Source organism: Amycolatopsis circi, assembly GCF_003385235.1.
GTDB classification, from domain to species: domain Bacteria; phylum Actinomycetota; class Actinomycetes; order Mycobacteriales; family Pseudonocardiaceae; genus Amycolatopsis; species Amycolatopsis circi.
Genome location: NZ_PQIA01000224.1, coordinates 1 through 8,469, shown reverse-complemented (window position 1 = coordinate 8,469; position 8,469 = coordinate 1). Strand labels below are relative to the sequence as shown.

The following is an 8,469-nucleotide window of genomic DNA, read 5'->3' as shown; positions in this document are numbered from 1 at the left end:
GGGGCGGCCGGCGGCGGTGCGGCTGCTGGGGGTGCCGCACCGCACCAGCTGGACGACCGGGTCGTCGACTCGATCATGCGTTCCGAGGGCGCGAGCGGCGAACAGGGCGGAGTGCCGGAGGCGTACGGCTTCCGGCAGAACATGCACAACGGCTACGACCAGATCATGGCCGCCCGCCAGCAGTACGGCGTCGGCAGCGCCGAGGAGCACGCCGTGGTCGCGCAGCTGATGACCGCGAACGCGCGGCACGCCGGGGCGCTGGAATTCGCCGACGCGGGAACCCAGGCCGCGATCATGTCCGGCGCGCACATGCGCGGCGCGGGCGGCGTCCGGGCGATCCTGAACCACATGGGCGGCGCGGACATCGTGCAGAGCGCGCGCACCCTCGACCCGGCCGCGGTGCAGCAGTTGCAGGGCCTGTCGCCGCAGGAATTCCAGCAGCAGTTCCACGACGCCCGGATCGAATACGACCGCCAGGTCTACGGCGACACGACCACCCGCCAGCACGGGCACACGCAGAACTGGTGGGACCGCTACGGAAACGGCCTGACCCAGCGCTACGACCGCGAGCAGCAGGAGTTCCTGCGGCTGTCGCGGTAAAACGTTTCAGTCCAAATCGGACAACCGGGCCGTCAGGTCCTCGACCAGCCGGGTCATCAGCCGGTCGAGGAGCTGGCGGTCTTCCGCGGTCCAGCCGCTCATCGCGTCGGCGAACCAGCCCTCGACGACCCCGACGTAGCGTTCGGCCGCGGTTTTTCCTTCCGGGGTCAGCTCGATCAGCCGGGCCCGCTGGTCGTCCGGGTCGGCCACGCGCCGCACCAGCCCGCGGCTTTCCAGCCCCTGCACCTGCCGCGTCACGTGCGGGCCGACGACGTTCATCCGGTTCGCGATCTCGCCGACCCGCAGCGGCGCGTCCTCGATGTGCAGGATGCCGAGCACGCTCATCGCCGGCCGTTCCAGCGGCAGCCCGGTGGCCTCGACCGCGCGCTCGAAGAGCTTTCCCCGGCGCAGCGACCCGCTCAGCTCGTTCAGCCGGGGCAGCAGGTCCCGGAACAGGGAAGGGACGGCGGACATCGCGGGCTCCTTGATTAGATACCTAAGTTAGGTATACAGTTGGGTCACCGGGATCGCGCGAAACGGTTCCGGCCGGTCGTGAAAATGATACCTAAGGTAGGCATCTATCGCCTGCCGGGGAACAAAGGGGAGAACCAATGAGCAGGAGTGTGCTGATCTCGGGGGCGAGCATCGCGGGCCCGGCGCTGGCGTACTGGCTGAACCGGTACGGCTTCGCGGTCACCGTGGTGGAGAAGGCGTCGGCGGTGCGGGGCGGCGGGTACCCGATCGACATGCGCGGCCCGGCCGTCGAGGTGCTGCGGCGGATGGGGCTGGAGGAGACGGTGCGGGCGCGGCACGTCGCCACCCGGCGGCTGACGTTCCTTGACGGGGACGGCGACGTCCTGAACAGCGTCGCACCGACCGTGATCACCGGGGACGAGGCCGGCTACGACATCGAACTGGCCCGCGGCGACCTCACCAGCGTGTTGTACGACGCGGTCCGCGACGACGTCGAGTTCCGCTTCTCGGAGTCGATCGCCGCGCTGGAGGACCGCGGCGACCGGGTCGACGTGACCTTCTCCAGCGGCCGGAGCCAGACGTTCGACCTGGTCATCGGCGCGGACGGACTGCACTCGAAGACTCGTTCGCTGGCCCTCGGGCCGGAGGAGGAGTTCCACCGCTACCTCGGCTATTGCTTCGCCGGATTCACCATGCCGAACTACCTCGGCCTGTCGCACGAAGGCATGTCCTGGGCGGTCGCGGGCCGGTCGGCGTCGCTCTATGCCGCGGGCGACGGCGACCGGGACCAGGTGCACGGGGTTCCTGGTGTTCACTCACGCCGACGCGCCCTTCTCCGCGTTCGCCGACCCGGCCGCGCAGCGTGACCTGGTCGCGAGCCGCTTCGAGGGCTGCGGCTGGGAGGTGCCGCGGATGGTCGAGGCGATGCGCTCGGCGGACGATCTGTTCTTCGACGTGGTCAGCCAGATCCATCTGCCGGTGTGGTCGAAGGGCCGCGTCGCGCTGGCCGGGGACGCCGCGCACGCGACGTCGTTCCTGTCCGGGCAGGGGTCGAGTCTCGCGATGATCGGCGCGTACCTGCTGGCCTACGAGCTGGCGGACGCTCCGCACGACGTCGCCTTCGCTGCGTATGAGAATCGGTCCAGGAAGTTCATGGAGGCCAACCAGGCGCTGGCCACGGGCGGATCGGCGGTGATGTCGCCGCGGACCGACGCGGAGGTGGCGGCGCGGAGCGCGGCGTTGCGGGCGTTGGACGGGCTGCCAGGGTCGGAGCACAGCGAGGTGCACAACGCGCTGACGCTGCCGCCGGAGCGCGCGACCGTCTGAAGTCGTGAGTGCCTACGCCGGTTAGAACCGGGATTGCCGCGCACGAGGACGAGCTTTCCCCGCCGCGCGGCGCCCGGGCGCGGCGTGCGAGGCTACCCGGCGGCATTGCGCGGTGACGGAACGAGGCGGAATGAACGCGATTGCGCGCGGCGGCGGGATGCTCGTGGCGATCCTGGTGGTAGTCGGCGGCACGGCCGGGCTCGGGGTGGCGCTCGGGCTCGGCGGGACGGCGATGCTGGCCGGGCTGACCGCGTTGTTCTGCTTCATCGCCGCCACCGGTGGGCCGTTGCGGCCGGATCTGTGGCTGCTCGCGGCCTTCGCTCCGGCGGTCGTGCTCGGCGGGGCCGGGCCGCGGCTGCTGGGCGAAGTGTCGCCGGTCGCGTCGATCGCGCTGCTGGTGCTGGTGGTATTCGCGGCGGCGGTGGTGCCCGCGCTCGGGCCGCGGTACGTGACGGTCGGGCTCGGACTCGGCATGGCTTCGGTGTTCGGCTACGGCTTCCAGTTGAGCGGTGCGGCCAGTCCGGTGCAGATCATCTGTGCGCCGGCGCTGGCCGTCGGGGTCGTGTTCGTGCTGCGCCTTTTGATGGGCCTGCGCGATCCAGGCAAGCCGACCCGGACCGCACTGGCCGACGCTCTCGCCGGACCGGATCGAGCGAGTGCGGAGCGGGCGGTGCGGTTGTGGGTGACCGACCGGCCGCGGGCGTGGCAGGCGCGGGTTCTCGCAGGTGGCGCGCGGTATCACGGGACGGCGGCGTTGCTGCGGGACCGGCTGCGTGCGTTCGACGAGGAGCAGGCAGCGGCGGTTTCCCGCGTGCTCGACGCCGCCGACGAGCAGGTCGCGGCGCTTGCGGAAGCCGTCCGGGCCAAGACTGTTTCGGATCCGCCGGAGATCGAACGGGTCGACCCGGATGTCGCGCTGCCCGGGGACACCGGCGCATTGCTCGACGAAGCCTGGTCCGGACTGTTCGCGATCCGGGAAGCCGCCCTCGCCCGCGACGAGTCCATTGTGGACTTCCCCCGGCATCTCGTTCGCGAGGCATTGCGGCGCGAGGCGACCGGGGTGTTCTCGTGGCGGTCCGCGCAGTTGCGGCACGCGGTGCGATGCGCGCTGGGGATGCTGGTCGCGGCGGTGATCGCGACGTTCCGGCCCGGCGATCCGCTCACCGTGTCGTTCCTGATGACGACGTTCGCGCTCATGCAGCCGGAATGGCGGGACACGCTGGCGAAGGCGTGGCAGCGCGCTGCCGGTGCGGTCGCCGGGGCCGTTGTGCTGGCAGTTGCGTTGTGGTTGTTGCCGCCGGGTGCGTTGCTGCCGCTGGGAATTGTCGCGCTGCTCGTCGGCTTCCCGTTCATGCAGGTGAAACCCATGGTGTTCAACGGCTGCATGGTGCTGATGAGCGTCGGAATGAACGCGACGACGCGGCATCTGGACGCGGTTTCGGTGCTCGTGGAGTACCTGCTGCTGGTGGCTCTCGCGGTGGTGATCGGGCTGTTGTTCGGCTTCGCCGCCGTGCCCGGGGTGCCGAAACCTTCGGTGACGCAACGGTTTTCCGACGCCGTCTCCGAGACTGGCGAACTGCTCGCGTCGGTGGCGGAGCGATTGCGCGGCGGAGGCGGTCGACGTGAGGTCGGGCTGCGATTCCGTGCCGCCGCGCGGACGCATCAAGACTTGCTGAGCCCCGAACCCGGCAGCCGGGAGCCCTCGGCGGAGCAGCGAGAAGCTCTGGAGGACGCCGGACAGGGACTGCGCGGGCTCGCGGCGTCGGCAGGCGCGCTGTTGCAGCGGGACGAACAGTCGCCGACGATGGCGTCCTTCGCTTCGGCAGCTGCGGACGCATTGGCAGGCAGCGGCGAGTTGCCGCCGCGTCCGGCCGACGTAGACGAGGAGGAGCGACTGCTCGCCGACCTCGTACGGGCTGACCTGCTGCGCGTGCATCGGGGCGCAGAGTTGCTCGCGAGCTGAAGGGCCGAGCGACCATCGGATGCTTCCCTTGCGTCCCTTCACCTTCCGCATTCGCGATGTCACCATCCGGGCATGAGGAAACTCCCGATCGTGACGGTGGCTGTGTCCATGGCGCTGCTGTTCCCGGTGTCCGCCGCGTACGCCGATCCGCCGCACAACCTGCCGCAGAACGCGAGTGGGTACGAGCAATCCTTCTCGCCCGCATACGACTACGACGGCGACGGCTGCTACGCCACCCCCGCGATCGGCCCGGACGGCACGCTAGCGCCCGGCCTCAAAACCACCGGCGCGGTCAACGGCAACTGCCACGACAAGTCCGACCTGGACAACTCCCAGACCTACTCCCGCTCGACCTGCAACCACGGCTGGTGCGCGGTCGTCTACGCGAGCTACTTCGAAAAGGACCAGGCAGTCGACGGCAGCGGCCTCGGCGGGCACCGGCACGACTGGGAACACGTCATCTCGTGGATCGACCAGTCGTCGAACCAGGTCGAGTATGTGACGACTACGCAGCATTCCTCGCAGGTGACCTACCCGCGGTCAAAGGTGAGCTTCGACGGCACCCATCCGAAAGCGGTGTACCACAAGGACGGTCCCGGCACGCACTTCTTCCGCCTGGCCGACGCGCACGACGAACCGCCGGAAAACCACTACCACGACTGGCGGTACCCACCCTTGGTCGGTTGGGACGGCTGGCCGTCGACCGCCCTGCGTGACCGCTTGATGGCTGCCGACTTCGGTGCCGCGACGATCAAGATCAGCGAGGGCCGGTACCAGGACCTGCTGGAAAAGTCGAAGCCCTCCGGCATCCCCTTCGACCCACGCGGCTGACCCCCGTTCCGTGAGGGGAACCCTCACGGACTCTGAGTCCCTCAGGGTTCCCTTCACGACCCTCGAAAGTCCGTGAGGGGCCCCTTCACAGCCTTAGATTCCCTCAAGGAGCCCTTCACGGACCACCCGCCCGCGACTGCCACCGATGCACCCAACTATCGACGCACCCGGCCCTACCCCAACCCCGATACGAAGCCTCCCTGCGGTCTGGGGGTGCTTGTCAAGGCATCTTTCCCGCCTTGACAAGCACCCCCAGACCGTCAGCACAATCAACCTTCGGGGTGCCCCACGCAACCACACCAACCCCAGCACCCGGAAGAAAACCGAGTAATAGTAAGCAGCATGCACCCAGCCCCCGCCACGCTCCCGCTAGACGGATTCACCGTAGTCTCCATCGAACAAGCCGTAGCCGCCCCGCTGGCAACCCGCACCCTAGCCGACCTGGGCGCCCGCGTGATCAAGGTAGAACGAGCAGACGGCGGAGACTTCGCCCGAGAATACGACCACGTAGTCCACGGCACGGGCGCCCACTTCGTCTGGCTGAACCGAGGCAAAGAATCCCTAGCCATAGACCTGAAAACCAACGAAGGCCGCGACGTCGTAAAACGACTGATCACCCAAGCCGACGTCTTCGTTCAAAACCTGGCCCCGGGCGCGGCAGCCCGCCTAGGTTTCAGCGCCGCCGAACTGCGAACCAACCACCCGGAACTGGTAGCAGTGGACCTCTCCGGCTACGGCACCGGCGGCCCGAGGGAACAACGCAAGGCCTACGACATGCTGGTCCAAGCCGAAGCAGGCCTGATCGGCATCACCGGCACCCCGGACACCCCAGTCAAGACCGGCATCCCGACCTCGGACATCGCCTCCGGCATGTACTGCGCACAAGCAGTCCTAGCGGCCCTCCTGCGCCGCGTGCGAACCGGCCAAGGCGCGACAATCGAGGTGTCGATGCTGGAGGCGACCGTCGAATGGATGGGCTACGCGATGTACAGCCAGATGTACTCCGGACGCCAGCCCGCGCGCATGGGCCTGAGCCACGCCTCGATCGCCCCCTACGACGCGTACCCGACGAAAGACGGTCAAATGCTGATCGGCGTCCAGAACGACAGCGGTTGGCGGACGTTGGTCACCTCAGTCCTCGAAGCCCCGCAACTGGCCGAAGACCCACGATTCACCACAAATGTCCTGCGCGTGAAACATCGCGCGGAATGTGACGCAGCAGTAGCCGCCGAAACCACCCGATGGTCCACAGTGGACTTGGACGAGCGGCTGGCGAAAGCAGGAATCCCCGCCGCGCAAGTGAAGCAGGTCGCTGACGTAGTGGCCGACCCGCAGCTGCGCGCCCGCGACCGCTGGCGCACGATCGGCACCGAGCACGCCACCGTCGACGCGCTGTTGCCGCCGGTGACCTTCGAGGACGTCGAGGCGCGGATGGGCGACGTGCCGGCGTTCGGCGCGCATACCCGTGCGCTGCTTGCGGAAGCCGGGGTCGACGCGGACGATCTGCTCGACCGGGGGATCGCCGCCGAGCCGCGTTGACAGTTGTATGGTGCATCTCTAGCATGCGGGGACATGCCGGGAGAAGGCCGCGACAGCGATGCCCTGGACGCTATCCACCGCGCGATGATCCTGTTTTCCCGCGGGTCCCGCGTCCGCGCGAACGAACTGTACGAGGGGCTCGGGTTCGTGCAGTACACGATGCTGTCCTCGATCGACCTCGCGGACTGCGCGCACGCGGCGGATCTCGCTCAGGAGTACGGGCTCGACCCCTCGACCGTGAGCAGGCAGCTGGCGGAACTGGAGAACGCCGGGCTGCTGGTGCGCGGTCCGGACCCGCGGCATTCGCGCAGGCAGCGGCTCGAGCTGACCGAGGACGGGCATCGCGCGCTGGCGATTACCCGTGCGGCGCAACGGGAACGGCTCGAAGAGCGGCTGCGGGACTGGCCAAGTCGGGACGTGGCCGAGTTCGGTCGGCTGCTGACCAGGTTCGTCGAGTCTTAGCTGTCTGCAGTGGACGGTCGGCCGATGCTGGCCGGGCGACGAGCAGGCGGCTGGCGCGGGGTGTCGAGGGTCTTGGTCAGCCGCGGCGGATCGGGCCCAGTTTCGCCGACAGGTCCTCGGCGAGATCGGCCGGACGGGGCGGTCCGTCGGCGCGGTCGGCGGCCCAGGCGAGCGCGAGCCGGCTCGGTTCCCAGCCGTCCTCGTCGATCCGGACCAGCTTGAACTCCGGCGGCGAGAACATCCGGCCGATGAACGACGCCGGCGCGTAGGACACGAGGGCGACGAGGCGCCGGTTGAACACCTGCGCGGCCATTTCGAGTTCGCCGCCGCGTCCGCTGACCGCGCGGACGATGTTGCGGACACCGCGTTTCGCGAGCCGCCGGGTCAGCGCGGCGAGGATGACCGGGTTCGGCCGGGCGAAGTCGATGACCACCTCGCGGTCGCGCAGTTCCTCGATGCGGACGAGGTCGCGGCAGGCGAGCGGATCGTCCGCGCGGACCGCGATCGCGCCCTGGTACTCGGCGACGGTGCGGGCGCGCAGCCGCTGATCCTCGACGGCGAGGTGGATCAGCCCGAGTTCCAGATGCCCGGACACGAGCTTCGCGGTGACCTCGGCCGCTGACCCGGCTACCTCGAACGTCGCCGGGGAGGCCAGCCCGCCGACCGCGGTTTCGAGGTCTTCGAGCAGGTCCGACGGCGCGTACGCGGTGGCCCCGACCCGGATCGGAGTGCCGTCTTCGAGGACTCCCGCCGCGATGTCCTTCAGCCCGTCGACCTGCCGCAGGATCGCCCGCGCCGGACCGAGAAGCGCCTCGCCGAGCGGGGTGAGCCGGACCTCGTGGTAGTGCCGTTCGAACAGCGGGCCGCCGAGTTCTCGTTCCAGGAGCTTGATCTGCTTGCTGAGCGGCGGAGGGGTGATCCGCAGCCGGTCCGCCGCGCGCTTGAAGTGCAGTTCGTCGGCGACCGCGACGAAGTACTTCAGGCGGGTGAAATCGATCTCCATCGTCCAATGTCCAGCGGGGCGGCGGGTGCGGGCGGGTTTCGGCGATCATACGGCGGGGCGAGGTGTTCGGCCGGTTGCCAGGGCGGCTTCGGCGCGGGCTGAGCTGGGGCAGGTTCCCGGAGGGGCTGGGGTGGATCGTCGGGTGTGTTTGCGGGCTTCGGGGCGGGTGGCCGGTCCGCTCGGCGCGGCCGGAATCCAGCGGGCGATGGCGGCCGCCGGGGTGAGCCGGTTCGGCCTCGCGGAGGGGCTGTTCGTGCGCGCGGTGCGGCCG

At 69.4% G+C, this 8,469-nt stretch carries 9 protein-coding genes; 7 read left to right on the top strand and 2 right to left on the bottom strand.

Going from position 1 to position 8,469, the window contains the following annotated elements:
- The coding region (locus D0D37_RS44640; RefSeq protein ID WP_116206613.1) for a hypothetical protein at window positions 1-600 on the top strand (600 nt) is incomplete at its 5' end.
- A gap of 6 nt (window positions 601-606) precedes the next feature.
- Here the strand turns inward: D0D37_RS44640 and D0D37_RS44635 are convergent.
- Window positions 607-1,074 carry a MarR family winged helix-turn-helix transcriptional regulator gene (locus D0D37_RS44635; RefSeq protein WP_116206612.1) on the bottom strand — a complete coding sequence of 156 codons (468 nt, stop codon included), beginning with the start codon at window positions 1,072-1,074 and terminating at the stop codon, window positions 607-609.
- 137 nt (window positions 1,075-1,211) lie between these two features.
- Here D0D37_RS44635 and D0D37_RS48365 point away from each other — a divergent pair, with 137 nt between their 5' ends.
- The 6 genes from D0D37_RS48365 (at window position 1,212) to D0D37_RS44610 (ending at window position 7,195) form a co-directional block, all read left to right on the top strand.
- Window positions 1,212-1,940: an FAD-dependent monooxygenase gene (locus D0D37_RS48365; RefSeq protein WP_244223901.1), complete on the top strand. Its 729-nt coding sequence runs from the start codon at window positions 1,212-1,214 to the stop codon at window positions 1,938-1,940.
- Entirely contained in the window at window positions 1,882-2,400 is a 519-nt protein-coding gene (locus tag D0D37_RS48360; protein ID WP_244223900.1) for an FAD-dependent monooxygenase, read from the top strand. Before D0D37_RS48365 ends, D0D37_RS48360 begins: the two co-directional genes overlap by 59 nt.
- A 130-nt stretch (window positions 2,401-2,530) precedes the next feature.
- Complete coding sequence (locus D0D37_RS44625; protein WP_116206611.1) at window positions 2,531-4,363, top strand: FUSC family protein; 1,833 nt, start codon at window positions 2,531-2,533, stop codon at window positions 4,361-4,363.
- A gap of 72 nt (window positions 4,364-4,435) precedes the next feature.
- A complete protein-coding gene (locus D0D37_RS44620; RefSeq protein ID WP_116206610.1) occupies window positions 4,436-5,194 on the top strand; it encodes an NPP1 family protein in 759 nt (252 codons plus the stop codon).
- 342 nt (window positions 5,195-5,536) lie between these two features.
- Window positions 5,537-6,733, top strand: coding sequence for a CaiB/BaiF CoA transferase family protein (locus D0D37_RS44615; protein ID WP_116206609.1), 1,197 nt, complete (start codon window positions 5,537-5,539; stop codon window positions 6,731-6,733).
- A 33-nt stretch (window positions 6,734-6,766) separates the two neighbouring features.
- Entirely contained in the window at window positions 6,767-7,195 is a 429-nt protein-coding gene (locus tag D0D37_RS44610) for a MarR family winged helix-turn-helix transcriptional regulator (RefSeq protein ID WP_116206608.1), read from the top strand.
- 76 nt (window positions 7,196-7,271) lie between these two features.
- Here the strand turns inward: D0D37_RS44610 and D0D37_RS44605 are convergent, their stop codons facing one another.
- The gene (locus D0D37_RS44605; protein ID WP_116206607.1) at window positions 7,272-8,198 is read right to left on the bottom strand and encodes a LysR family transcriptional regulator; all 927 of its coding nucleotides are present in this window, start codon (window positions 8,196-8,198) and stop codon (window positions 7,272-7,274) included.
- Window positions 8,199-8,469 lie beyond the last annotated feature (271 nt).